The sequence below is a fragment of the Candidatus Solincola tengchongensis genome (assembly GCF_015711935.1).
GTDB classification, from domain to species: domain Bacteria; phylum Actinomycetota; class Geothermincolia; order Geothermincolales; family RBG-13-55-18; genus Solincola_A; species Solincola_A tengchongensis.
Window position 1 is genome coordinate 1 of the sequence record NZ_JACVJJ010000095.1, and the last position, 22,322, is coordinate 22,322.

Sequence of the window (22,322 nt, forward strand, 5' to 3'; positions counted from 1 at the left end):
GCCTCTCCCTCTCCAGTACCTCCACCGGGTTGAAGTAATCCATATCCTCTCCCCTCTTTCTCCTGACGTGGACTACGGGTTATTTTACCAGATGGCCGAGGGGCCATGGCCCCGAAAAGGCGCTTCCCGCGCCTTGCGTCGCGCCATCGCACGCGCCCAATTCACTTCCCTCTGCAAAGCTCACCGACCGCCCTTCAGGCCGGTCCTCTTCCCGCCTTCCCTCTCGCCGGCTGTCCTGCAGGGGCTTTCTCCTCCGGGACTTTCCAAACCGCCGCGCCGTTGCCTGCCTAACCCGCTCGGCGGCGCACCAGGACGGAACCCAGCACCGGGAAGAAGAGGCCAAAGCCCAACAGCGCCAACCAGTCGGAGACCACGCCCGCCACCCCCTCCCCGCGGAGCATGACCCCGGAAAGGGCCTCCACCGCGTAGGTCAGGGGAACGGCCCTTGCCAGGCCGCGCATGAAGGAGGGCATGAGTTCGAGCGGGAAGATGATCCCGGTCAGGAATATCAGGGGCAGGCTGACCAGAAGGCCGAGGATTACCGCGCCGGCCACCTGGCGTGCGAAGGCGGCGAGCACCAGACCTATCCCGATGCAGGAAAGCGAGGATACGGCGATGGTCGCCAGTGCCAGGAAGAAATTGGAAGCGAAGGCCCGGAAGATGGCCACGGCGATGACCAGCATCACCGCCGACTGCACGAACACGATTCCCGCCGCCAGTATGAGCTTCGACCCAACCAGGGCCAACGGGCCCATATCCGTCAACCTAAGGCGTATGCGCATCCCCTCCTCGTCCTCCAGCACCATGAGGATGGCCCCGCAGAGCACACCGGTCCAGAGCATGGAAAGGGCGATGAGCGAGGGGACTACGGCATCCTTGGCCGCCAGCGGCCTCCCGGCCACGGAGGAAATCTCCAGTTCCACTGGGAGGGCCGTGCCCTTCAGGTAATCGGCAGCCTCCTCGATGTCCTCGATCACCGTGTCCGCCAGGTCGATGCCCTCCTCCAGGCGCTCGCTCAGCTCAGGGTTGTCGGCCACCCTCTCCCGTATGCGCACCAGGTCGTCCCGGATGCGGGAAAGGCCCACCACCTGGGTCCCGAAGAAATCGCCTCCTTCCACCAGGACTCGCAGACCGGCCACCACCGCCCGCATCTTCTCCTCCACCACCCGCTCGCTGACCTGGGAAAGCAGGCCCCGCACCGCGGTCTCGGCGAACTCCGCCTTCACCAGGCTGGACTGGTCGATGACCACCTCCACCTCGGCCACCTTGTCCAGGGTCTTGAGGCGGCGCACGAACCCTGGCGGCAGGACCAGGAGGGCGTCTATGCGGCCTTCCCGGAGGTCCCGCATTGCCTTTTCCCGATCCGGGTAATCCGTGACCTCCACCACGTCCCGGGAATATTCCCGCATCAGCCCCGCGGAGTCGAGGGGCCTACCCTCCATCCAGAGGGCCTGGCCGAGGTAAGGATAGGCGGTGGACGGCAAGCCCGCCAGCAGACCCTCCCCCAAAGAGCGCATCTCCACAAGGGCCTCCTCCACGGAAGCCCGGAAGCGGACGCCGTCCGCCTCCGCCTCCAACTCGTCCATCATCCATTCCAGGACCCCGGCATCCACCCTATGTCCCGACCACCGAGGGTCCGAGCCATCCTCCACAACCGCAGTGACCAGGTCAACCTCCCCGCTCTTCAACTCCTCGAGAGCCTGCTCGGCGGAGTCGAGGGTTCGCGAACCATCGGCTTCCCGGCGCACGTACCTCTCCAGGGCGGCCGGATTCACCGACGGGAGGACCCACCAGACGACCTCCGCCATTTCGGGCCGGTCCAGGTCCACCAACCCCAGGGGAACGGGCCTCCCACCCTCCTGGAAGGAGGCCCCGATGACGCCCATGATCAGGAAAGGATATATGACCAGCACGGCGAGGAGCAGGCGGTTGCGATGAATCAATTTCCAGTCTTTGGAAACAAGGGTCCGCCACCCTTTCAATCCTCGACCTCCTCCATGAAACGCAGGAAAGCGTCCTCCAGGGTGACCTCGCGGTAATGCAGGTCACGGAGGCTCCCGGAAAGCCGATGAGCGATGAGGGGAAGCTTCTCGGGGAGAGCATCCCCGGTGAGGACCACAACTCCCTCCTCCACCCGGCAGTCCAGGGAGAGCTCCCGGCAGGTCCTCTGCAGCTCGGGCATCCCCTCGCCGTCCAGGCGGAGCTCCAACCGGTCGGTCCCCAGGAGGCGCTTTATCTCCGCCGGGGTCCCCCGTTCACGCACTCTACCCCGGACCAGGATGGCCAGCCGGTGGCAGAGTCGATCGGCTTCCTCCATGTTGTGGGTGGTCATGAACACCGTCCGGCCCTGCCCGGAGAGCGACCGCACGAGTTCCCATACCGCGCTCCGCGCCTCGGGGTCCAGCCCTGAGGTAGGCTCGTCCAGAAAGACGATCTCCGGATCATGTATCAGCCCCATGGCAAGACTCAGGCGCTGCTGCATACCACGGGAGAAGAAGCGGACCTGTTTCCGCGCCTCTTCCCGGAGCCCCGTCCAGTCCAGCAGTTCCCGCACACGGGCGGCGATCCTCTCCGGGGCCATGCCATAGAGCCTCGCCAGCACGGTGAGGTTCTCGGAAGGGGTAAGCCTTCCGTAGAAGGAAGGGTCCTGGGGCACGAGGCCCAGTCGCCGGCGGAATGGATGGTCCTCGGGACGAACCCTCTCCCCGTCCACCAGTATCTCCCCTCGAGTGGGCGCGATCTGCCCGGTGAGCACGCGTATCAGGGTGGTCTTGCCCGCCCCGTTGGGGCCGATTAGGCCGAAGGTCTCCCCTTTTTCCACCTCGAGACTCACCCCGTCCAGGGCCTTGAAGCCCTGGAACTCCTTTTCCAGTTCCCTGACCTCCAGGAACGATCGCTTTCCCTCCCCGGACATCCGGCCTCCCCGTCGTCAAGCCAAAGGATTTGGACTTCTAGAAGAAGCTGTTCTCCTTTTACTTAAATTGACATTGTAAACAATATTATAATATAATAACAAAAGTTATCAAAAACAACAGCAAGCGGGCGATGGCCCTCTTCGCCCTCCGGGGCCCAACCGCCAGAGCATTAGGATAACAGTTGATGGCCCCCTACAGGAACGGAGGCTTGGCTTCCGCGGGAGAGGCACGGGATGTGCGAGGGCCTAGAGAGGGCGAGCGCATAGGAGGGGAACTCCTTGGGGGAACGATGCGCGCCCCTCGAAGGCCGGTGGCGACCGCAACCGCGTGGCCATCTCCCACCGGAGGCCACCGGAAAACGTCTGAGATGTCAAGGGGCCGGCCCCCGACGAAGAAGGCAGACCGCGAGGGGCGAGAGGGACGCAGGTCCGGGCGTCGAAGAAGGTTCCGGGGGAGGATGGGCAGGTAAGGACCTCGGCTGGCACGCAGGATGGTAAGCCCGATGAATCCGCGGTTTGCACACCTCGGAGACAGAGGGTATAAAGATAGCAAGACCTCACAAAATCGAACGGCGGAAAGGGGTGAGGGTCGGATGAAGAGGATGGCGTGGCGGGCAGCGGCGGTGTCGCTGCTGGCCTCCCTGTTGCTCGCTGCCCTTCCCCTCCCGCTGTCTTTCCCCGCCACACTGCAGGAGAAGCAGGCCGAGGCGGAAAAGGTGCGCCGCCAGCTGGAGGCCCTCAAGGCGGATTCCCAGCGCCTGGCCCAGGAATACAACGCCGCCCTTGATGCTTACGAGGCCGTCCGCGCCGAGGTGGAGAGCAACCGCCAGGAGCTGGAACGTGCCCAGCGCGACTATAAGAGGGCTCGCACCATCCTCCACCAGAGGCTGCGCTCCATCTATATGTCAGGGGACGTCAACTCCATGGAGGTGCTCCTCGAATCCACCAGCCTGGACGACTTCCTCACCCGCTACGACTACTTCTCCTTCATCGGTCGCCGGGATTATCAGGTCTTCGACGAGGTACGCCGCCTGCGCGAGGAGATAACCCGGCGACAGCACGCCCTGGAGGAGAAGGAAGCCCTTCAGATGCAGACCGTGGCCACCCTGAACGCCAAGCGGCAGGCACTGGAGGCCTCCATCCAGGAGCAGCAGAAGTACCTGGAGAGCGTGAACAAGGAGATCCTGGAGCTCCTGGCCCAGGGTGGTTACTACGGGACCCCGCGTAGCACGCCCATCGGCAATTTCATCTTCCCGGTGCAGGGGCCCTGCTCCTTCTCCAACGACTGGCATGCCCCGCGCACTGGACACCTGCACCAGGGCAACGACATCTTCGCCGCCGCCGGTACCCCCTGCGTGGCCTGCGTATCGGGGACCGTCCACCAGGGAGAGGGCAAGAACGCCGGCCTCTACGTGCGGCTGGCGGGCGACGACGGGAACGTCTATTACTACATGCACCTGCAGCGTTTCGGGGCCACCGGCCACGTGACCGCGGGAACGGTCATCGGCTACGTGGGGGACACGGGAAACGCCAAGGGTGGGCCGCCCCACCTCCATTTCGAGATCCACCCGGGTGGCGGGCCGGCCATCAACCCCTATCCCATCCTTCTGGCGGCCTACCGGTGATGACCGCGAACATACGGGGTCGCCTCGGGAATCCTCGACCGTCGAGATGCTGAATGCGGAATGGTGAATGACATGGGCATACCCGTACAAAAGGTGCCCCGCTGCATGAGTACGCAGCACCCAGACAACGTACAAGCCCCTTTCTTCGCCGCCGACACCGTGCTGGGAGGCGAGGACGAGGTGCAGGAGGCTTATTACGTCTTCTCCCACCTCGGCTGCGACGAGCAGATGTGGGACTGCGAGGGGAAGGAAGTGGACAACTTCGTGGTCAAGAAACTCCTCTCCCGCTACGAGTCCTTCTTCCAGGAGACAGTGCTGGGGAAGGACGTGTTCCTCACCCTGCGCGTGCCCAACCCCACGGTGGAGAAGGCGGAGGCCAAGATACTCCTGGAGACGCTGGAGAGCATACCGAGGTCCTTCGATGCCGCCTCGCTCTTTTACGGGGAGGAGATACCCCCCATCTTCGAGGTCATCCTCCCCATGACCGCATCCACCCGCTGCATCGACCGCATCTACAGGTACTACACGGATTTCGTGGTGGGAAAGCAGCACCGTCCCTTCCGGGAAGGGGACATCACCATAGCCGAATGGATCGGCGAGTTCAAGCCCCGCAGTATAAACGTCATCCCTCTCTTCGAGGACTGGGCACACATGTTGGAATCCGCATCCATGGTCCGGGAATATCTCCGGGACAAGGAGGTGGACTACCAGAGGGTCTTCCTCGCCCGTTCCGACCCGGCCATGAATTACGGCATGATAAGCGCCGTCCTTTTGAACAAGTTGGCCCTGGCCAGGCTTGACGACCTCTCCCGGGAGCTGGGGATACCCATCCTTCCCATAATCGGCGTGGGCTCGGCACCCTTCCGCGGCAACCTCACCCCCGGGAATGTGGATGGCGTGACCAGGGAATATCCCAGCGCCCATACTTTCACCGTGCAGTCCTCTTTCAAGTTCGACCACCCCCCGGAGCGGGTCATCGAGGCCGTGCGCAGGCTCCGGGAGAGGGAGGACGGTCCCCCGCACCGCCTGGACGAGGAGAGATGCCTGGAACTGGCCCAAAGATACACCGCCGCTTATCAGAACGAGGTGACCCACCTCGCCCCGGTCATCAACCGCGTGGCCAGGTTCGTCCCCTCGCGGCGCAAGAGAAAGCTGCACATCGGCCTCTTCGGGTACTCGAGGAGCGTGGGGGAAGTTTCCCTTCCCCGGGCCATCACCTTCACCGCATCTCTCTATTCCCTGGGCCTCCCCCCGGAGTTGCTGGGCCTGGACGCCCTCCTCCCTTCCGACTGGGAGTTCCTCAAGGAAGCCTACTTAAACCTGGAGAAGGACCTCGCCGATGCCCTGCGCTACTTCAACCCCCGCTCCCTGACCCTCCTGCCGGAGGAGACGGCGCGTACTCTGCGGCGCATGCAGGTCCTCGCCGCCGCGGACATGGAGCCGGAGCACGTGAGATTCACCGACATCATACTTGAGAACCTCGGGCTGGAAAGAGAACGGGAGATGGGAGAGGCCGTCCTGCGCGCTGCCGGAATACGCCGCTTTCTGGGTTAGGCGGATGCCGCCCTTCTCTACGCTGCCGACGGGAGACGGAGGAGCATGAACAGCGCGCTCAGGGACGGGAGAAGCAGCTTCCTCACTGCCACCAGTGGCGCCGGGGGAGCATGAACAGCGCGTCCCTCCTGCGTTTGAGGAGGGGATAGAAGATGCCGGTGATGATCATACCCATGGACGCCCCCCCAATGTGAGCGAACCAGGCGGTCCCCGCGCTGACGCCCCCGGAGACGGAGCTCAGCCCCCCGAAGAACTGCAGGACGATCCAGAAACCAATGACTATGAAGGCGGGTATGGGGACGATGAAGAAGAGAAAAAGGGTGTATATCCAGGCCCTTGGATATAGCAGAAGGTAGGCCCCCAGAACACCGGCGATGGCCCCGCTGGCCCCCAGGAGCAGGGCGACGCTGTTCGGGAACACGGCCACGTGGAGCAAGGTCCCGAAGAGCCCGCAGGCGAAGTAGAAGAGGAGGAAAGGGAGATGCCCCAGCACATCCTCCACGTTGTTCCCGAATATCCAGAGGTAGAGCATGTTGCCCAGGATGTGCAGCCACCCGTCGTGCAGGAACATCGAGGTGAGTAGCGGCAGGTACACCTGCTTGGCGGGTGCCGCCGCCGGCGGATAGGAGAGTACCTCACGAAGGACTCCCAGGGGCAGGGGTGAGGCGTGCACCACCTCCCAGGGCACCACCGAATATTTGTAGGTAAATAATTCCAATTGCGGCCCTTGCAGCAGGAGCATGTACAGGAACACGGCCAAGTTGACCAGGATGAGGGAGATGGTGGCCACGGGGACCTTACGGGTGGGGTTGCGGTCGAAGAGCGGGAGCACCTTCTACCCCCTCTATTCCCGTCGCGCGGCGGCCACCAGGAAACCGCCCGCCCAGTCGATCCCCAGCCTGGAAACGAACCATTCGTAGAACACGGCCGCGGCCCCCGCCGGACGACATACGGCGCTCACCAGGTAGTCGGGATAGGCCTCCAGGTGTAGCACGCGGAAACCGCATCCCTCGAGGAGGCTCCGGAGGCGGCGGGGCGTGTTGCACGGATACCACACCGGGAAGATGTCCTCTCTCCCCCTTCCGGTGATCCTGCTCACAAGCCCCATGCGCAGGCGCTGCGGAAGGAGCCGGGAGAGGAGGAGGTTAAGGGCATATGGATAATATAGCACGTTGGGCGTCATGACCACCAGGCAGCCGCCCGGACGCAGCACCTCACGGACCGTTCGCAGCAGCCTCTCCGGGTGCCTCAGGTGCTCCAAAACGAACTTGCAGGCCGCCAGGTCCACGGATTCCCTCTCCAGGGGGAGCCCGTCCTCCAGGTCCGCCTGAAGGTAAGCGTGGTAGCGACCCCGACCCGCTTTCCGGTCCACCCCCACCACCTCGGCCCGCGGTAAGAGGAAGGACAGGTAATCCTCCTCGCCGCAGCCCAGGTCCACCACCCTTCCCCCATCCGGGCAGAGCTCGTCAAGCAGGTGTATATAGGCAAGATATCCGTCGCGGCCCTCTGGGAGCAGCCGCCCGTAAAGGCTCCTGGTCCATTCCCTCGCCCGTTCCGGGTTCACAGCAGCTCCCTCAGGTTCTCCACCACCAGATCCGGCTGGGGATGGCGCCCTTCCAGGTCCTTCCGCCTGGTGACCCCGGTGAGGACCAGACAGGTGTCCATCCCCGCCCTCCATCCGCCCAGGATGTCCGTGTCCAGGCGGTCCCCGATCACCAGGGTGCGGTCGGCTATCTCCCCCACCCGGTTAAGGGCCACCTGCATCATGTACAGGTTGGGCTTCCCCACCACCAGGGCCTCCCGCCCCGCCGCCCTCTCCAGAGCGGCGATGATGGCCCCCGCTCCCGGCCAGAGTCCCTCCGGGGAGGGGAAGGTGGCGTCGGGATTGGTGCCAATGAACACCGCACCTCTGTGCAGCGCGAGACAGGCCAAGCGGAGCTTGTCGTAGGTAAGGTCCGTGTCCCATCCCACGATCACGAAACCGGCCTCCTTGGCCTCCTCACCGCGCAGAAGGCGGAGGCCCGTAGCGGCGATCTCCTCCTCCAACCCCCTCCCGCCGATGACGAATGCGGTACTCCCCCCCAGGTCGTAGTTCTCGCGCAGGAAATCGGCAGTGGCCGCCGCGGAGGTGAGGACCTCTTCCTCCGAGGCCGGGATGCCCACCCCGGCAAGCTTCTCCCGGTATTCCGCGCGCGTGAACTTGGAATTGTTGGTCAGAAAGAGCAGCTTCTTCTTCTCCCGCCGCACGGCTTGGACGAAATCGGCCGCGCCGGCAACCGGTTCCCGGTCGAGATAGACGACCCCGTCCATATCCACTAGGAAGGCCTGGTAGCGCTCGATGACGGGGGGCAGTTCCGGTTGCGCGCTCATGCCCGGGCCTCGCCCTTCCTCTCCAGCTCGCGCTGGAAACGTCGCAGGGTCTCCCGGTAGAGCTCCACTCCCGGGGCCATGACCGCTGCCAGCTTCATCTGCCCAATGGCCATCCGGAGTTTCCCGGTCCGGTAAAGGCACCTTCCCAGCCCGTACCTGGCGAAGTGGTTGGTGGGATCGACCTCCAGGGCCTCCTCGAACTCCCGGAGCGCTCTGTCCGGACGTCCACTGTTGTAATAGGCCGTCCCCAGGGCCTCCAGTATGGAACCCCGGCCCGGCTCCAGCGCCTTGGCCTTCTCCAGGAGGGACGCCGCCCTGTCCGGCTGGCTGTTCCCCAGAAGCCAGCGGGCTTCCTGCAGCAAATGGTAGGCGTTCTCCTCGGCGCCCGTGCTCAACTTTACCCGCCTCCACCTTGTTCTTCCTGAGGCTCCCTGCGTTCCGAGAGCCGGACCAGGCCGGAGAAAGCCAGAACTAGTCCCATGAAGGATACCAGGTATGCCGTCCAGGAGGTATGCCTCTCCAGGTCTTCCGCGGATACCCCCCCGCCCGTGCCCGCCAGGCGGAAAGCGAGGTCTACCATTCTCTGGCTGGAAGATATGTTCGCGTAGAAGAGGATGATGAAGACGAGTCCCGCCGCGAGCAGCACCAGGCCGTAATCCACATAGGCGAAGCGTTCCTTCAACCACAGGGAAATGGGCACATAAGCCGCCGCCGCCAGGACCACCGCCAGCGCGAGATAGGTAAGTATTCCCAGGTCGCTACCGCGTATAGATGTCTCGCCGGCCACCACCCCTCCCATCGCCACCCAGGTCATGCGCACCCAGGGGACGAAGGTGAGGACCAGTATGCAGACCACAGAGATGGCTGCCGTTCCCAGCGAGAGCAGGTCGCCGCCGTCTAGCTTCCGGGGGCGGAAGGCGGCCCAGGCGGAGAACCCTCCCCTCTTCCGGGAAGTCCCGCGTAAAGTACCCGCCTTTCCCTCCAGTGCCCGGAGGGCCGGCCTCCCGTGCGGCCCCTTGTGTTTTCTTCCCGCGGACCTTGAAGTCGGGGCGGCGGCCTCCGCCCCTTCCTCCCCCGCCTTGCCCTTTCCCCTGCCAGGCTTCAACCTGCTCAGCATGCGATAGGTCCTCTCGCTGAAGGTTATGGTGATGGTGAAGCGGCTCTCACGGTCTTTTCTGGGGTATTTTTCCAATTCCGGACGGAGTATCACCACCTTCTTCTCGGTGGCCGGAGTGAGGGATTCCCGCTTCTCCTTCATGCCCTCGGGAATACCTGGTGGTTGTGACTCATCCCTCTCCCCCCGCGTGCGGATCACCTGCCCTCTGGTCGCCTCCCGAGCGGATCCCACCTCGCGGAAGGGCCCTCTCCTGCCCTTCATGCGAGCGTAGCACTGTTCGCAGAATAACTTGCCCGCCTCTACTGGTCTCCCGCAGCTCACGCACTCCGCCATCTATGCCTCCGAGCCAGCACTTTCCTCACCGCCTCAACCGCCCTCTATGAGACTCCAGCCTTCGGTCTCCCGGCGGATACCGACCCCTCCCGGCCTCAACCCTCGGTGGAGCGGGACACCCCCCTCACGCGGTCCCGCAGCCAGAGATAAAACCGGGGGGAAACATTCCTCAAGCCCTCCTTGAGTCCGTTCATGAGCCTCTCGGACCGACGCGCCAGGGACACCAGAGCCCCGTGAGGGAGGCGGGGGCTCAAGAAGACCCGGTCCACCCCCTTCTCCAGCGCCTTCCCTAGAGGTGCGGGAAGTCCTCCCAGAAAACGGTAAATGCGCACGAAAGGACGGAAATAATAGCGGGCGAAGTAGAGCTGGTCCCGGGGAAGGGTGGGCTGGTCCACGTAGCGGTCCTCCCGGTAGTCGTACACCGGGGGCACCCATCCCCTCTCCACCGCCGTCTCGAAGAGCACGGTGTCCGGATAGGGGTAATATATGGGGCTCAGGGAATGGTCCGCCCTTATCTCGGCGTTCAACTTGATGGTGTCCAGCACCTTGGACTTGTCCTCGAAGGGAAGGCCCACCATGTTGTAAGCCACCGTCTTGATGCCCGCCTCCCTGCAGGCACGGAAGGCCTCCACTATCTTCTCCCGGGACATATGCCGGTTGAGGACCTGGTTGCGGATGAAGTCGTTGCCGCTCTCCACCCCGAAGAACATCTGGTAACATCCCGCTTCGCGCAGCAGGCGCACGACCTCCGGGGTGACCAGATTGGCCCGGTAGTTGCAGATGAAGGGCAGGCCGATCTCCCTGCGGTAGAGCTCGGTGAACCTCTGGAGCCACCCTCCCTTCCAGGGGAGGATGTCGTCCCGGAAGTTGAGATAGCGTATGTCCGGGTAGGTGGAGAGGAGCTTCTTCAGATACTCGATGCTGTATTCCGGGCTGTGGAAGCGGGAATAGCGGTTCTTGTTGGGGTAGATGTCCCGCATCTTCTTGTTGGAACAGTAGGTGCAGCTGTAGGGGCATCCCCGCGAGAGGATGACCACCCCGGTATGTATGCGGGTGGATATGAGCCGGTGGGGGTCGAAGATGGCGAAGTCGGGCAGAGGGAGCTCGTCGATATCCTCGATGAGGGGGCGCACCGGGTTGCGGTGGATGACTCCGTTTTCCTTGACCCATATGCTCATCACGTCCCGGTAATCCTCCCCGGCATCCATCCTCTCAACAAGCTCCAGGAGAGCCCTCTCCCCCTCCCCGCGGCATATCATGTCCACACCCTCTGTGGCGATGACCTCCTCGGGAAGGGTGGTGGGATGGTAGCTCCCGCATATGACCGGGACGTCGAGGGCATCCTTGGCCCACAACACGTATTCCCTGACCTGGGGATACTCACGGGTCATGGTCACGAACCCCAGGAGGTCCGGGTCTTCCCGGCGCAGCACGGCCTGGAACTCCTCTCTGGGGACAGGACGGGTGAGGTGATAGAGGGCTACCTGGTGACCGTGCTCCTTGAGTACGGCGGAGAGGCTGGCCACGCCCTCCATGTACCACCCTCCCTCCTCCACGCCCAGCATGCGGCCGGTGAGCGGGTCCACGTTCACCTTGTAATCCGGATAGACGAAAAGGACCTTCATCGTGGCGAATCTTCCCTTCTTTCCCGCTCCCTTCGGTATGGACTCTCTTCTCTAATACATTTAACTATATTAACGCATCGCCGGTGGACACCGATTGCGGGCCATGAGATAGTCGGGCTCTCCCCTCCTGCCATCCGCCCGCTTCCGTCTCCCGAAGCCCAATCTCCGCGGCGGGTCGGTTCGGAGAGCGTATTCCGCGAGCCCTTCACATTCATTTGAAGCGGTAGAGGGAGAAGGGAGCGATGTCCAGGCTGGTCTCCCCGTCCAGTACCAGTTCGCTTATCAGCTTACCGGTGATGGGGGCCAGACAGATGCCGTCTCCGGAATGCCCCGTGGCCAGATAGAATCCGCGTATCCCCTTTATGGTGCCCAGGATGGGGAGGCCGTCAGGGGAACAGGGCCGAAGGCCGGCGAAGCTGCGGATGACGTCCAGGTCCTTTACCCAGGGAAGGTAGCGCAAGGCGTTGCGGGCGATGGCGTTCATGGCCTCGGGGGTGGTCTGATCGTCGAACCCCACGAACTCCCGCGTGCTGCCCAGGAGGAGGTTGCCGGCCGCCGTCTGCTCCGCGGTGAAGCCGAGGCCCAGCTTGGCGGCCTCCGCGTCCGCGGGCAGGAGGCCCTCGATGTTGGCCTTGGTGCCCAGGTATTCGGCCCCGGCCACCAGGGTCTTGAGGACCGGCTCGCTGGACTCGGTGACCAGTATCTGGCCTCTCTGAGGGAGCACCGGAACGTCCACGATGATCATCTTGCCGATCTGGTTCGACCCCACTCCGGCGGCGCAGACAACTCGTCGGGAATGAATGTTCCCCTCTGTGGTGTGAATCTCGCGCACCCGGTTGTTGGTGACCACTATGTTCTCCACCTTGCAGCCACGGAGGATGGTGGCCCCCATCTCCTGCGCCTTCCGGGCCAGCCCGAGCGTGAGGGAGATGGGGTTCACCTGGGCGTCTTGAGGACAGTAGGAACCCCCTTTGACCTCCTTGCCCACCTCGGGGAGAAGCTCCTTGAGGTCCGAGGCGGTGAGGACCTCCACCTCCAGCCCCTCCGCCTTTAGTGTCTTGGCCCTGGCGCGCAACTCCTTCATCTGTTCCTGGGTGGTGGCCAGGAGAAGCCCGCCGCAACCCCGGTATTCGATGTCCACCTCCAGGTCCTCGGCCAGCTCGGGGAAGAGCTGTGCGCTCTCCATGGCCAGGCGGAGGTGAGGGCCGGGTGTCTTGGTCTGCAGGGAGACGAATCCGTCGCAGGCTCCGGAGGCCCCCGAGGCCAGGTCATCCTCCTCGACGATCATCACCTCCGCGCCCTCCCGGCAGAGGTAGTAAGCCACGGCGGCTCCGATGACCCCACCTCCTATGACCACCACTTCCGAACTCATCACTTCAGGCATTTTCTCCCCCCAGAAGACCCAGCTTCACCGGCCTGACCGGTGGGCGAACCTTGAAAGCACCGACCTCTTTTTCTCCCCTCCCGGCAGCCCTCGCCAGCTCCTCCCGCAGGGAGGACTGGCAGAACATACCCTGGCAGTAACCCAGGCCCACACGTGACGCCCTGCGCAGGGCAGTCAGGGAACGCAATCCCGCCTGCAGGATGTCCTTAACCCTCTCCATGGAGACATCCTCACAGCGACAAATGGGGTAGCCGGAGAATGACGGCACCTCCTCCGCTTCCCGGAAGGCATCCCGTTCAATAAGTCGGTATCGCAGTCCTCTAACCTTTAGGGCCGCCTCCTCCGGCACCTTTACGGTCACTAGGAGGGTAGGGGCTTTTCCACCCACCGCCCTTACTTTAAGTATCTTCCCCCCGGTAAGCGCTTTTCCTTCCCCGTCCACCACCTGGACCTCCTCCCCTTCCACCGGCCTTCTGCCCATCTCATAAGGCAGGGTGACCCTGGCGAACCCGTCATCCTCCCTCCGATCCAAAAGGAAAACGGCCATTCCCGGACAAAGAGCCACGCAACGCCCGCAACCGTTGCAAGCTCGGGGATCGAAACGAGGAACGGCGCATATGTCGGGCCCCACCCGGATGGCACCGGTGGGACAGGCTTCCTCGCATGGGTTGCAGGGTATCTCTTGGCGGCAGTCCACCACGGCCACCGTCCCCTCCCGGGCCGCTTCCCAGGAATCCCGCCAGGATTCTCTTCCTTCCGTGCCCCCGGAATGCAAGCGCTCCTTCCTTTCCTTATTCGCTTTCCTTCCTCCGCCTGGAGCCGGGCGTCCGTTTTTCATCCTCGCCGGGAAAGGAGAGGGAATGAAGCCGCTCCTTGGCCTTTCGGCGTTGTTCCCCGAAGAATCCGCCGCGCAAGAGGTCCAGTCTCCTCTCTATCTCCCGCATCATCCCCGCTGCCTTCCCGGGATCCAGGGCCCCGGCATCAAGGGCCGCTGCGAGTCCGGCCAGCCGCCCCTCGTCCATGGCCACCGATGCCTCTTCCACCCCCGCCAGGTCCCCCGCCACATACACCCCTGCTCTATCCGTGCGCATCATCCGGTCATGCCAGGGAAGAAACCCTCCAAGTTCCGGAATGTAGGCCATCATGCATCCCCGCATGGCCGCCAGCTCTGCCTGGGGCGACATCCCCACGGCGAGGCAGAGGGTGTCCACGAAAAAGCGCTTCCGGACCCCGCTGTCCAGGTCCTCCACCAGGACGGATTCCACCCCTTCCCTCCCCCCTTCGGCGGCCAGGAGGCGGTGGCGCAGGAAAATGGGGACCCCTTCCCGGCGCAGGCGTGCCGCATGTACCTGATACCCCCCCACGCGATCGCCGACCTCAATAAGGCCAACAACCTCCATCCCCGCCTGCAGCAGTTGGTAGGCGACGATGAGCCCGACGTTCCCTGCGCCCACCATTAGCGCCCTCCTGCCCGGCAGGACACCGTGCAGGTTGACCAATGTCTGGACCGCACCGGCACCCATGACCCCCGGCAAGGTCCAGCCGGGGAAGGGAAAACTCCTCTCCACGGCTCCCGTGGCCAGGATGGCGGCCCCGGCCCGCAGGACGAAGACTTCCTCCTCGCCCTGCACCAGGAGACGCCCGTCCCGGAAAAAACCCAGTACCCTGTGTCCTAGGCGTATCTCCACCCCGGCTTCAAGGCAGCGGGACTCCAGCTCCTCGGCGATCTCGAAGCCCCTCTTGCCCGCCCCGTGCTCCCGGGAACCGAAGAAGCGGTGGATCTGCTTGGTCAACTGGCCTCCGCCTCGCGATGCCTCGTCCAGGACGAGAGCGGGAAGGCCGGCTCCCGCCGCCGCCGCGGCGGCGCACAATCCCGCCGGGCCGGCACCCACCACGACCAGCGGATGTTCTTCACAACGCAAGCTCATTTTTCGCCTCCTCCCGGAGTGCGAAGGCGCATCCCCTCCTCGACCGGGGTGAGGCAGGTCATGATCGTGCCCTTGCCCTCCAGCAGCATGCGGCATTCGGTGCATCTGCCGATCATGCAAAAAGGACCTCGTGGTTCTCTTTTCCCTCCAGTGTATCGGGCGACGCGAATACCGGAGGCGAAAAGTGCCGCGGCAACGGGTTCCCCTTCCCTGGCCTTCAGGGGCCTCCCGTCCAGGAATATGGTGACCTCCCTGCCGCACTCCGGGTCCCCGAGCACCGGGTGTCCGTGCACGCGCAGGTCCTGCCGATCTTCCATCTGTTTTTCACTTCCCTTCGTCTTCCCGGCCCCCTGCCGCCTGGCTCCGTCACCGACAACAGGAAAACATATCCCATTAAGGAACTTCAGGTGCTCAAAACACCTAAATATTAACCTCTCGCCGCACAGGTCCTTCAAGCCCTACGTTAGTTCCAGGCTTCTATCCCCAGCGTTTGAACAAGCCGGTCTGCACATACCCGGAACGCTGTGGTCATGTCTGTCGAGATGCGGCGACACAGCTATACAAGTGTCCATCGATGGAAAACCGCTACCGCCATGAGGGTGATCACAGGATGGGGCCCCCTCCCTACGAGCCTCTTTTCGTGCCCCTCGCCGCCGGAGCACCAAGGCCACGCAGCTCTTAAAACGCGGGGTTTTCCCCGCGACTTCGTGGTCGCGCCATCGGACAAAAGAGAAAAAGGCGCGTCGCAGGACAGGAGAGATCGGCACCAGCGACGAGGCGGAGGCGAGTTTCCCGGCGATGGGGCCTCAATCGGGTTTGAGTGCCCTGGTGACGAACTCGATGGACTCCCGGGTTATCTCGTCTATATCGTGCTTCAGGGGATCCTCCATCCAGTAATTGGCCAGGCGGACGAGCTGCCCCATGATGGCACTGGCGGCAATGGCCGGGTTGACCTTGCGGATGGTCCCGTCTCGCACCCCGCGTGCGATGGTGGCCCGCAGGTCCTCGGCGATGGTCATGGTCATCTGGGAGAGCTTGCGATCGAAGGAGAGGTCGCCGGTGGCGGCCCCCTCCAGGTAGAGGTTGTAGATCTCCCGGTTCTCCACGATCAACTTGAAGGCCACCGGTATGGCGATCTTGATCCTCTCCAGCATGTCGTCCACGGAGGCGATCTCCTTGGCCACCCGGGCCCGGAAAACGCGCACCCCCTCCTCCGCCAGGTCCATGAGGAGGTCTTCCTTTCCGGAATACAGCTCGTGGAACTCCCCCATGGAGACGCCGGCCGCGGAGACGATGTCCCGCTCGGTGGTGAAATGATAGCCCTTGCGGGAGAAGAGCCTCACGCCTGCTTCCATTATCTTCTCCCTGACCTCCACCTTTTTGGCGGGACCGGAGGGAGCCTCCTGCCCTCCCCCCACCTCCAGGCCACGGTCCATCTCCCTCCATATCTCCATCTTGGCGGCCATTATTTCCTTTATCCTCTCCAGCGGAAGGTGCTTCTGCAGCTGCAGCCGCTTTATGTAGTTGATCATCTGCACGTAGGAGGGGTGGTAATAAGCCATGTTGCGATGTGTCTTCAATGGAGGGGGAAGCAAGCCCATGCGCACATAATAGTTGATGGCCGATGTGGAGACGCCGGTGGCCTTCGCCACCTGGGAAACCTTAAGAAGGTTTCGGGTATCGGGAGGTTTGCCGCCCCCCGCCCTCTTACCTCCACGGGAAACGCTCTTCTTGACAGGCATATATTAAGTATAGGTTAACATCATTGAATTGCAATAGCGCGCGAGCGCGCCCGCTCAGCGTCTTCGCGCCCAAGACTTTTCGCGAGAACCCTCACTTCCACCCGAGAGTGAAACGCCGTGCGGGGACGATCAACGGAAAGCGATCTGGTGATCGAAGATGACCAGGCCGCTGGGAAGCTTGGGGTGGAAATAGGAGCTCTTGTGAGGCATCCTCTCACCGCCCTCGGCGATCTTCCAGATATCGTCCATGCGGGTGGGCCGGACCAGGATGGCGGCCGCGGCTTCCCCCCTCGTGACGGCATCCAGCGCCTCGCTCTCCCACGGGGTGTAGCGCAACCTGCCCTCCTCGGCCAGCTTGTCCGTGTCCAGTCCCAGACATCGGTCGAGGGCCAATGCGTGAAGGACGGAGATGTCCAGCTCTTTCCAAAGTCGGCTCTCCTTCCCCGGGATCACTTTGTGGGGTTGGACTCCCTGCCGCAGGATGAAGCGGACCAGCCCCTCTCTGGTGGCCAGCACGAAAGCCGGCTTTTCCTCCCCTTGGATGGCTTCCGCCAGAGACCCTCTCCTCCGGCTTGCGTCACCCGGAATCGGGGAGGAGTCGAAGAACGGGGAAAGCCTCTCCTCCACCTCCCTCAGGCCGGGAAGGGGGGGCTCCAGAATGCGGTGCACGGGGAGGATGAGAAGTCCCGGGTCTTCCGATCTCACCATGGTAACGGAGACGTATCCCGCAGCGTTGTCGGGATCGTCATCGGCCCCCGTCTCCCTGCTGTAGGCCAGCGCCGTCTCGTAACGGTGGTGCCCGTCGGCTATGATCAGCCGGCGTTCGGAGAGGTACCGCACAAGGGCCTCCAGGTCACCGGGCGAGTCCAGCCTCCAGAGGCGGTGTTCCACCCCCTCGTCGTCCCGGAATTCCAGAAGGGGTCGTCCCGCAGCGGCTTTCTCCATAACAGGCAACACCTCCCCGTCCGGGTCGCGGAAAACGGTGAACACCTGGCTGAAGTTGGCCTTGCAGGCACGGAGGAGGTTTAGCCTCTCCTGGCGCACGCGGGGGAAGGTCTTCTCGTGGGGGAGTATCGAGGTCCCGGGGGGCCTGCAGCGCAGGGCGGCGACCAGTCCGGTGCGCGTGAGGCTCCCCCCCAAAGGCGAGGAGAAGGTCTGGCGGTGCACGTAGAAACCCTGTTCCAGGTCCGCGACCAGCACCTCCCCCATCTTCCAGGCCCGGAACAGGGCTGCGGAGCGGTTCCAGAAGCGGGATTCGTCGGGCTCCACACGGAGGATGAGGCGCACTATGTTGTACGGGGAACGCGACAGAAGCTGTTCCATGCGCCTCTCGGTGATGACGTCATAGGGAGGCGCCACCACGCGCGAAAAGTCCTCCACCACAAGAGGATTGTACAGGACCCCCCGGAAGGGCCTTATCTCCACCACTACCGATCTCCCATTATCTGGAAAATTACCCTCTGACCGGGTATGTATATCTGGAACATTATACTTGACCCCACTTGCGCTGTATACGTGGTTTTGCATCTGGACCTCCCCTCCGCGGGCACCGCCGCCTTCCCGAGCCCTTCTCGCACCGAATGAGATTTCGTCGGCGGCATGACCTTCACCTTCGTTCCCGCTCTCCGCCCCCCGGCCAAGGCGCCTCGTCCCGGAGGCCCTTTCAGGGAGTCGCCGTGGCGCCGCCGTGGCGGGCGAACGCCACGCCGGGTTGCGGGGCCCGATTCCGTAATCCCATCACCTCCGTGATGCGGCGAGCTTTTTCGGCGGCCGGCTTTCGCCGTGGATCTTTTCTTTCTTTCTCCGCAAAAGGTATTGAACCCCGGGGCGGCTTGGATTAATAATAGGGCTTACCGAACGCGGCCCATTCGACCCAAGCGACCACCATCAAGGCCACCCTGGAGGGCGACATGATTTTCAGCGCGGAACAAGCGGCTTGCATATCCGGTTGCACGCTGCGCCAGCTTCGCTACTGGCGGGACACGGGCCTCATCGAGCCTGCCGTCCCGCCCGAAAGGAACGGGGGGCGGGAGGGCTACGACTTTGGCAACCTGGTGGAACTGCGGACGATAATTGGCATGCTCAAGGGGGGGATAAGCCTCCAGAAGATCCGTAAGACCCTCGATTTCCTGCGCCGCAAGGCGAGTGGGTCCCGCCCTTTCTCCGAATGCAAGCTGATCACCGACGGGTCCACCATATTCGAGATCTGCGACCAGCCACAACAACTCCTGGACACCTTGCGCAGGGGACAGATAGCCTTCTGCATCGCCCTGGACGGCATCGCGGAGGAGCTTGAGAGCCGCCTAGTGGAGTTCAGGCGGGAACGCGCGGAGTTCATGCGCCGGCTGCTGGCCTGACGGCCGTAGCCCGGCGGGTGTGGGCGCAACGCGCCTGACAGCAAGGGGATCGCACTTGGGTGCAGCGTGGATCGGCCCTCCAACTCGAGGGCCCTCAGCTCTCCTGGCGTTTCTCCTCGTCACCAGGTCCCGGCCCCCGGATCTTCTGAGGCGCAAGAGGGGAGGCGGCCTTTGCGCGCCACCGGCACCTCGGCCGCCGGCCTGGAGGCTTATGCCCAAAGGCTTGTGGCGGCAAGCTCCTATGGATATTCTTACCTTGTACGAAGCAGGGCATGCCGCACCAAATGGTTCCGCCTTTCTCGGGGGAGGCGGAGGGGAGAGATAGGCTGCCGGCGCCAGCGGAGAGGATCGCGCTCCGCTGGGGAAGAAGCCCTGCATAGGGGCCGGGGACGGACACCCCATCCCCGATGAAGTGGGCCCGGATTTCGAGGTGAGAGATGTTCTTCGCCAAGCCGGAGCTGGTGCTGTTGCACCCGCCCAGTGTCTATGATTTCCGCAAGATAACCACCGTTCCCAGCCCCATAAGCGACCTGGTCCCGAGCACTCCCGCCTTCGAGCTCTACCCCATCGGCTTCACCTTCCTGGGGGAATACCTGGAGCGCAACGGCATCAACACCCGTATCGTCAACCTGGCGCAGCGCATGCTGGAGGATGAAGGTCTCGACGTCCCCTCCTTCCTCTCCAAGCTGCGCCCCAGGGCATTTGGCCTGGATTTCCACTGGCTTACCAATGCCCAAGGGGTCCTCGAGGTCTCCCGCATGCTCAAGGAGATACATCCGGACATACCCATCATCGTGGGGGGATACTCTGCCACTTTCTTCCACCGGGAGATGATGAGATATCCCCAGATCGACTACGTGATACGCGGCGACTCCGCCGAGGAACCTCTCCTCAAGACCATGGAGGTCCTACGCGGGGCCGGCTCGCTTGAGGACGTCCCCAACCTGACCTATAGAGGGCCGGGGGGATCGTTGAGGGAGAACCCTCTCTCCTACGTACCCGCCAGCCTGGAATACCTGGGGGACAATTACCGTTACGCCATCCGTTCGGTCTTCAAATACCACGACTGGAAGAGCCCGCGGGCTTTCTGGAACTGGTGGAGTTACCCCATAACCATGGTCCTCACCTGCCGGGGTTGTACCCGGGACTGCGGTTTCTGCGGGGGTTCGAGCAGCGCGCTCTTGGAGCTCTGCGGGCGCCGGCAGCCCGCCTTCAGGCCACCGGAGAAGATAGCCTACGACGTGAGCCTGATCTCCAAGTTCACCTCGGCGCCCATCTTCCTGGTGGGAGACCTCCTGCAGGGCGGAAAGGATTACGCCATGAACACCATCGAGCTCATGAGCCAGGCGGACCCCAAGAACCACCTGGTCTTCGAGCTCTTCTCTCCAGCCCCCCGTGATTTCTTCGACCGGTTGGGCTCCAGCTTCGACAACTTCGACCTGCAGATCTCACCCGACTCGCACGATCCCGAGATCCGTGAGCTCCTGGGAAAGAGCTACGACAACGAGGAGCTGGAGAGGAACATCGCATGGGCCCTGGAGGCGGGGTGCAAGAAACTGGACGTCTTCTTCATGATCGGGCTTCCGGGCCAGACCAGGGATTCGGTCCTGGAGACGGTGGACTACTGTGCCCACCTGCTGCGCAAGTTCGGCCCCCGCCTCAACCCTTTCGTAGGCCCCCTGGCCCCCTTCATCGATCCCGGCTGCGCCTTCTGGCGCCAGCCGGAGAGATACGGGATACGCCTCATACATAGGACCCTCGAGGACTACGCCCAAGCCGCCCTCTCCCCTCACTGGAGGGACATGCTGGGATACGAGACGCGGTGGATGAGCCGCCAAGAGATCGTGGACGTGACCTACGAGGCCCTTTTGGAGCTGAACGCCCTGAAACATAAAAACGGCATCCTCTCCCCGCAGCGAGCGGCCCTCAACGAGAGGCGACTGCGCGACACCATCTCTCTCCTGAAGCTGGTGGACGACATCCTGGCCATGCCCGACGCCGACATGCGGCGAAGGGAACTGGAGAAGCTGGACGGGGAATGCAGAAAATTGAGACGCCGCCTCTATCTCCCCAAGGAAGAACTGATGTGGCCCCTCACCGGGGCCCGTTTCCGCAAGCTGAACATCCTGCGCATACTCATGGGAGGGATCTGAGCCCAACGGCCGGAGGCGTCAACAGGTACACGAAGGCATGAGGCGATGTTCGACGCGATCGTATCGCGCGAAAGGCAAGGCGCACCCGAAGCATAGCCGCATGAAGATAAGGGAAGGAAATCCCTGGCCGATCCCGGAAGCAAGCGGCGTCAGGGAGTGAAATCCTCGTCCATGATCTGCTCCGCCTTCTCGCGCAGCTGTTTGAAATCACGCTTGACGCGGCTGCTCTCGGGCAGGAGCTTGTCGGTGGCGTTGAATCCCCAGCCCTCGTAGCGGATGGCGACGCGCGGGCTGAAAATGCGCCTGGCCGGGGAGCCGCACCTCTCGCAGTCCGCCGTCCTCTCCGCGTCCATGGGCTGGATGAGGTCGAAGGAATGGCCGCAGGAGTCGCACCTGTACTCGTAGACCGGCAAAGTCCTCACCTCCTCGGCTCATTATATCAGGAAGGCGCCCCCCAATGGACGCGGGCGGTATTTTCCTTTGTCCCGTGGGAGAACCTCGGTCACCGTTTCCCCGCCGATTTTTACCGGGAGAAACCTCCTTTCCGGTCCAGCTTGTCTTTCCGTCAGGATATCCAAGAGGCTTCCCTCCTCTTGCACAGATTCAACTCAAACCCACCCGTTCATCGCACGGACTCCTTTCCTTTTGCCCGCTCCGCCGGGATTACAGGTTGACCCCTCAACTCTCGAGCCGGAAACGCCTGCCGGCACCAAAGGTCATCGGCACGACCGCTTACCCGCAGATGGTGGAGAAAAGCCGCCCCGCCGTATACAATCGCCCTAAAGAACGGCGAGCTGGCGGGGAGGAGGAAGACATGGGTTACGAGACCTTGCTTCTGGAGAAAGAGGACGGGGTGGCCGTGCTCACCCTCAACCGTCCCGAAGTGCACAACGCCATGAACCACGTCATGTTCCTGGAGCTGGGAGCGGCAGCGAAGGAGCTACAGGAGGATCCCGAGGTCCGGGCCGTGGTCCTCACCGGAGCCGGCAAGTCCTTCTCCAGCGGACTGGACCTGGGGAGCTTCGCCGGGTTGGGCCAGTTAACGGCCCTGCAGATCCACACCTTCCTCAAAGGGGTGCAGGGCACCTTTCTGGCCTACGAGATGATGGACAAGCCGGTGATCGCCGCCGTCAACGGCCTGGCCTTCGGCGGGGCCATGGAACTCATGCTGGCCTGCGACATACGCTTCGCCGCCGAGGAGGCGCGCTTCAACCTCATGG

General features: G+C 63.3%; 20 protein-coding genes. 5 read left to right on the forward strand and 15 right to left on the reverse strand.

All coding sequences use genetic code 11. The features are described 5' to 3' along the window. Positions 1-287 precede the first annotated feature (287 nt). Positions 288-1,982: an ABC transporter permease gene (locus tag H7007_RS08830; RefSeq protein ID WP_287154824.1), complete on the reverse strand. Its 1,695-nt coding sequence runs from the start codon at positions 1,980-1,982 to the stop codon at positions 288-290. Further along, positions 1,979-2,914 (reverse strand): ABC transporter ATP-binding protein, encoded by a 936-nt coding sequence (locus H7007_RS08835; RefSeq protein WP_287154825.1) that lies wholly within the window; start codon positions 2,912-2,914, stop codon positions 1,979-1,981. Before H7007_RS08835 ends, H7007_RS08830 begins: the two co-directional genes overlap by 4 nt. A gap of 593 nt (positions 2,915-3,507) precedes the next feature. Between H7007_RS08835 and H7007_RS08840 the strand changes: the two genes are divergently transcribed. Together H7007_RS08840 and ppcA are read left to right on the forward strand one after the other, a co-directional pair. After that, positions 3,508-4,539 carry a murein hydrolase activator EnvC family protein gene (locus H7007_RS08840; RefSeq protein ID WP_287154826.1) on the forward strand — a complete coding sequence of 344 codons (1,032 nt, stop codon included), beginning with the start codon at positions 3,508-3,510 and terminating at the stop codon, positions 4,537-4,539. A gap of 105 nt (positions 4,540-4,644) precedes the next feature. Continuing rightward, on the forward strand, positions 4,645-6,093 hold the full coding sequence (gene ppcA / locus H7007_RS08845) for a phosphoenolpyruvate carboxylase (protein ID WP_287154828.1): 1,449 nt from the start codon (positions 4,645-4,647) through the stop codon (positions 6,091-6,093). Between the two features lie 82 nt (positions 6,094-6,175). On the opposite strand, the gene H7007_RS08850 is transcribed toward ppcA, so the two are convergent. The 12 genes from H7007_RS08850 to H7007_RS08905 all read right to left on the reverse strand — a co-directional run bounded on the left by H7007_RS08850 (position 6,176) and on the right by H7007_RS08905 (position 18,020). Continuing rightward, complete coding sequence (locus H7007_RS08850; protein ID WP_287154829.1) at positions 6,176-6,925, reverse strand: rhomboid family intramembrane serine protease; 750 nt, start codon at positions 6,923-6,925, stop codon at positions 6,176-6,178. A gap of 12 nt (positions 6,926-6,937) precedes the next feature. Continuing rightward, positions 6,938-7,657, reverse strand: a complete 720-nt coding sequence (locus H7007_RS08855; RefSeq protein ID WP_287154830.1) for a class I SAM-dependent methyltransferase — start codon at positions 7,655-7,657, stop codon at positions 6,938-6,940. Further along, positions 7,654-8,463, reverse strand: coding sequence for an HAD-IIA family hydrolase (locus tag H7007_RS08860; protein ID WP_287154832.1), 810 nt, complete (start codon positions 8,461-8,463; stop codon positions 7,654-7,656). Before H7007_RS08860 ends, H7007_RS08855 begins: the two co-directional genes overlap by 4 nt. After that, on the reverse strand, positions 8,460-8,858 hold the full coding sequence (locus H7007_RS08865) for a tetratricopeptide repeat protein (RefSeq protein ID WP_287154833.1): 399 nt from the start codon (positions 8,856-8,858) through the stop codon (positions 8,460-8,462). The genes H7007_RS08860 and H7007_RS08865 overlap by 4 nt, the downstream gene beginning before the upstream one ends. A gap of 2 nt (positions 8,859-8,860) precedes the next feature. Continuing rightward, a complete protein-coding gene (locus tag H7007_RS08870; protein ID WP_287154835.1) occupies positions 8,861-9,913 on the reverse strand; it encodes a hypothetical protein in 1,053 nt (350 codons plus the stop codon). A gap of 95 nt (positions 9,914-10,008) precedes the next feature. Next, positions 10,009-11,538 (reverse strand): B12-binding domain-containing radical SAM protein, encoded by a 1,530-nt coding sequence (locus H7007_RS08875; protein ID WP_287154837.1) that lies wholly within the window; start codon positions 11,536-11,538, stop codon positions 10,009-10,011. 211 nt (positions 11,539-11,749) lie between these two features. Continuing rightward, positions 11,750-12,922: an NAD(P)/FAD-dependent oxidoreductase gene (locus H7007_RS08880; RefSeq protein WP_287154839.1), complete on the reverse strand. Its 1,173-nt coding sequence runs from the start codon at positions 12,920-12,922 to the stop codon at positions 11,750-11,752. Next, positions 12,915-13,697 (reverse strand): (2Fe-2S)-binding protein, encoded by a 783-nt coding sequence (locus H7007_RS08885; protein WP_287154841.1) that lies wholly within the window; start codon positions 13,695-13,697, stop codon positions 12,915-12,917. Before H7007_RS08885 ends, H7007_RS08880 begins: the two co-directional genes overlap by 8 nt. Before the next feature lie 16 nt (positions 13,698-13,713). After that, on the reverse strand, positions 13,714-14,850 hold the full coding sequence (locus H7007_RS08890) for an NAD(P)/FAD-dependent oxidoreductase (RefSeq protein ID WP_287154843.1): 1,137 nt from the start codon (positions 14,848-14,850) through the stop codon (positions 13,714-13,716). Beyond that, positions 14,847-15,167, reverse strand: a complete 321-nt coding sequence (locus tag H7007_RS08895) for a (2Fe-2S)-binding protein (RefSeq protein WP_287154845.1) — start codon at positions 15,165-15,167, stop codon at positions 14,847-14,849. Before H7007_RS08895 ends, H7007_RS08890 begins: the two co-directional genes overlap by 4 nt. Positions 15,168-15,656: 489 nt before the next feature. Continuing rightward, on the reverse strand, positions 15,657-16,502 hold the full coding sequence (locus H7007_RS08900) for a MerR family transcriptional regulator (RefSeq protein WP_287154847.1): 846 nt from the start codon (positions 16,500-16,502) through the stop codon (positions 15,657-15,659). 219 nt (positions 16,503-16,721) lie between these two features. Continuing rightward, the gene (locus tag H7007_RS08905) at positions 16,722-18,020 is read right to left on the reverse strand and encodes a DUF1015 domain-containing protein (protein WP_287154849.1); all 1,299 of its coding nucleotides are present in this window, start codon (positions 18,018-18,020) and stop codon (positions 16,722-16,724) included. Between the two features lie 482 nt (positions 18,021-18,502). Here H7007_RS08905 and H7007_RS08910 point away from each other — a divergent pair, with 482 nt between their 5' ends. Both H7007_RS08910 and H7007_RS08915 read left to right on the forward strand, forming a co-directional pair. Then, a complete protein-coding gene (locus tag H7007_RS08910) occupies positions 18,503-18,949 on the forward strand; it encodes a MerR family transcriptional regulator (protein WP_287154851.1) in 447 nt (148 codons plus the stop codon). 437 nt (positions 18,950-19,386) lie between these two features. Continuing rightward, on the forward strand, positions 19,387-21,102 hold the full coding sequence (locus H7007_RS08915; protein WP_287154852.1) for a TIGR04190 family B12-binding domain/radical SAM domain protein: 1,716 nt from the start codon (positions 19,387-19,389) through the stop codon (positions 21,100-21,102). A gap of 149 nt (positions 21,103-21,251) precedes the next feature. Here H7007_RS08915 and H7007_RS08920 read toward each other — a convergent pair whose 3' ends face one another. Further along, the gene (locus H7007_RS08920; RefSeq protein ID WP_287154853.1) at positions 21,252-21,524 is read right to left on the reverse strand and encodes an FmdB family zinc ribbon protein; all 273 of its coding nucleotides are present in this window, start codon (positions 21,522-21,524) and stop codon (positions 21,252-21,254) included. Between the two features lie 392 nt (positions 21,525-21,916). On the opposite strand from H7007_RS08920, the gene H7007_RS08925 reads away from it, so the two are divergent. Continuing rightward, a partial coding sequence (locus H7007_RS08925; protein ID WP_287154855.1) for an enoyl-CoA hydratase/isomerase family protein occupies positions 21,917-22,322 on the forward strand: 406 nt, incomplete at its 3' end.

What these genes read in the sequence shown, in the direction of transcription:
- H7007_RS08875 (WP_287154837.1), bottom strand. Translation starts at nt 11,538, where the DNA reads ATGAAGGTCCTTTTCGTCTATCCGGATTACAAGGTGAACGTGGACCCG.
- H7007_RS08870 (WP_287154835.1), bottom strand. Translation starts at nt 9,913, where the DNA reads ATGGCGGAGTGCGTGAGCTGCGGGAGACCAGTAGAGGCGGGCAAGTTA.
- H7007_RS08910 (WP_287154851.1), top strand. Translation starts at nt 18,503, where the DNA reads ATGATTTTCAGCGCGGAACAAGCGGCTTGCATATCCGGTTGCACGCTG.
- H7007_RS08860 (WP_287154832.1), bottom strand. Translation starts at nt 8,463, where the DNA reads ATGAGCGCGCAACCGGAACTGCCCCCCGTCATCGAGCGCTACCAGGCC.
- H7007_RS08835 (WP_287154825.1), bottom strand. Translation starts at nt 2,914, where the DNA reads ATGTCCGGGGAGGGAAAGCGATCGTTCCTGGAGGTCAGGGAACTGGAA.
- H7007_RS08840 (WP_287154826.1), top strand. Translation starts at nt 3,508, where the DNA reads ATGAAGAGGATGGCGTGGCGGGCAGCGGCGGTGTCGCTGCTGGCCTCC.
- ppcA (WP_287154828.1), top strand. Translation starts at nt 4,645, where the DNA reads ATGAGTACGCAGCACCCAGACAACGTACAAGCCCCTTTCTTCGCCGCC.
- H7007_RS08880 (WP_287154839.1), bottom strand. Translation starts at nt 12,922, where the DNA reads ATGCCTGAAGTGATGAGTTCGGAAGTGGTGGTCATAGGAGGTGGGGTC.
- H7007_RS08915 (WP_287154852.1), top strand. Translation starts at nt 19,387, where the DNA reads ATGTTCTTCGCCAAGCCGGAGCTGGTGCTGTTGCACCCGCCCAGTGTC.
- H7007_RS08890 (WP_287154843.1), bottom strand. Translation starts at nt 14,850, where the DNA reads ATGAGCTTGCGTTGTGAAGAACATCCGCTGGTCGTGGTGGGTGCCGGC.
- H7007_RS08895 (WP_287154845.1), bottom strand. Translation starts at nt 15,167, where the DNA reads ATGGAAGATCGGCAGGACCTGCGCGTGCACGGACACCCGGTGCTCGGG.